Source organism: Methylobacterium sp. Leaf465 (assembly GCF_001424705.1).
Taxonomy (GTDB): domain Bacteria; phylum Pseudomonadota; class Alphaproteobacteria; order Rhizobiales; family Beijerinckiaceae; genus Methylobacterium.
In genome coordinates this window covers 237,501-238,857 of record NZ_LMRA01000045.1, presented here as the reverse complement: position 1 = coordinate 238,857, position 1,357 = coordinate 237,501, and the positions used below count along the sequence as shown (strand labels likewise).

Below are 1,357 nucleotides of genomic sequence, written 5' to 3'. Positions count from 1 at the left end.
ATCCCATCTCGAACTCGGCCGTTAAACGCACCAGCGCCCATGGTACTGTGTCTCAAGACACGGGAGAGTCGGTCGCCGCCAGACCTGCACAGAACAAGAGACACGCCCTCACAAACGATCGTCGCACTAGAAAGGCCGCCCTCCGGGGCGGCCTTTCTGCGTTTCCAGCTCCTCGGTCAGTCGCGGCGTCCGTTGGACCATGGCCCTGCGGACATGGGCGTAGGGATCCGGCCCACGTCCGCAGGGTTCGGATCGGATCTGCGGACAGGCGGTCTTTCGGACAGGATCCCTGCGGACCGCTCCCTTAGCGCAGGCGGCGTCCGTCCTTCGGGATGGCGGAGAGGTCGAAGGCGTAGCCCTTGGCCGCCAGGGCCTCGAGGACCAGGTACTTCACGGTCACCCGGCGATCGAGGGCCTCCTGCCGCAGGGCCGTCCAGACGGGATCCGGTACCTCGACCTTCAGGACCGTCGCCTTGGTCCGCCGCCTCGCGGAAGCCCGGGCCTTCGGCGTCCGGACCGGACCGGTCTCAATGGTCTCGGCAGGCCGGGGCGTCTCGGGGACTCCCGGGGCGGCCGGCGGCTCCTGGGGGGCGCTCGAGGCCCGGGTGAAGCCGAGGTCGCTCGTCGCGGCCGCCAGCAGCCGGGCCTCCTCCGGACTCGTGTGCGGCCGTGGGCGGGGCGAGGGCAGGAACGGAGGCTTGCTCATCGTCCGGCTCCCGGCTGCTCGGCCAAGTCCTGCTGTACGGCCAGGATGGCGAGGAGCTCGTTCAGGACGCCGCCCACCTCGGCGGCGGCCTTCGGGTCTCCGCCCGGCCCGGCTGGCGTCGACCCCGTGAAATGCATGGACTGGTACGCGGCTCGCTGGATCACCTCGGTCCGCAGCAGCGGGATGCCGGCACCCTGGATCTCCTCCCGGGCATGTTGGGCGACGCGGTTCTGCAGGGGCGACATCTGGGTCAGGACCACGCGGGCTGGGATCGATCGGCGCAGCATGCGTTCGGCCCGCTGCACCACCTCGTAGGTCCGGAACACCTCCTGCAGGTCCATTCCCGAGATCTTGGTGGGGATCAGCACGAGGTCCGACTCGGCGATCGCGTAGGTGACGGCCTGCGAGGCGGCCCCCTCGAGGTCTACCAGGACGATCCCGTACTGCGTCGCCGCCTCTGCGATGCGGTCGAGGATGACGGTCTCCGTCACGCCCGAGATGACCGCGACGGTGGAGTCCGCCCCCGCGCGCGCGCGCCAGGCGCCCACATGCCCGTTCGGATCGGCATCGACGATGGCCACGCTTCCCCCCTGTCGGGCGAAGGCATCGGCCAGGCAGATCACGAGCGTCGTTTTCCCGACCCCGCCCTTC

The 1,357-nt window shown here is 70.1% G+C and carries 2 protein-coding genes and 1 rRNA gene (1 of these 3 running past the window's edge); 1 reads left to right on the top strand and 2 read right to left on the bottom strand.

Annotated features, from left to right (window positions below; genetic code table 11):
- A 5S ribosomal RNA gene (gene rrf, locus ASG51_RS19665) occupies positions 1 to 84 on the top strand; the annotation flags it as partial.
- 220 nt (positions 85 to 304) lie between these two features.
- On the opposite strand, the gene ASG51_RS19660 is transcribed toward rrf, so the two are convergent.
- Together ASG51_RS19660 and ASG51_RS19655 are read right to left on the bottom strand one after the other, a co-directional pair.
- Positions 305 to 706 (bottom strand): hypothetical protein, encoded by a 402-nt coding sequence (locus ASG51_RS19660; RefSeq protein ID WP_056382572.1) that lies wholly within the window; start codon positions 704 to 706, stop codon positions 305 to 307.
- A protein-coding gene (locus tag ASG51_RS19655; RefSeq protein WP_056382570.1) for a ParA family protein crosses the window boundary here: on the bottom strand, positions 703 to 1,357 show its 3' portion. It continues 26 nt past the right edge of the window; the window shows 655 of its 681 coding nt (coding positions 27-681); the start codon falls outside the window, past its right edge; it ends in the stop codon at positions 703 to 705. Before ASG51_RS19655 ends, ASG51_RS19660 begins: the two co-directional genes overlap by 4 nt.

Coding starts and splice junctions, on each gene's coding strand:
- ASG51_RS19660 (WP_056382572.1), bottom strand. CDS start 706: ATGAGCAAGCCTCCGTTCCTGCCCTCGCCCCGCCCACGGCCGCACACG.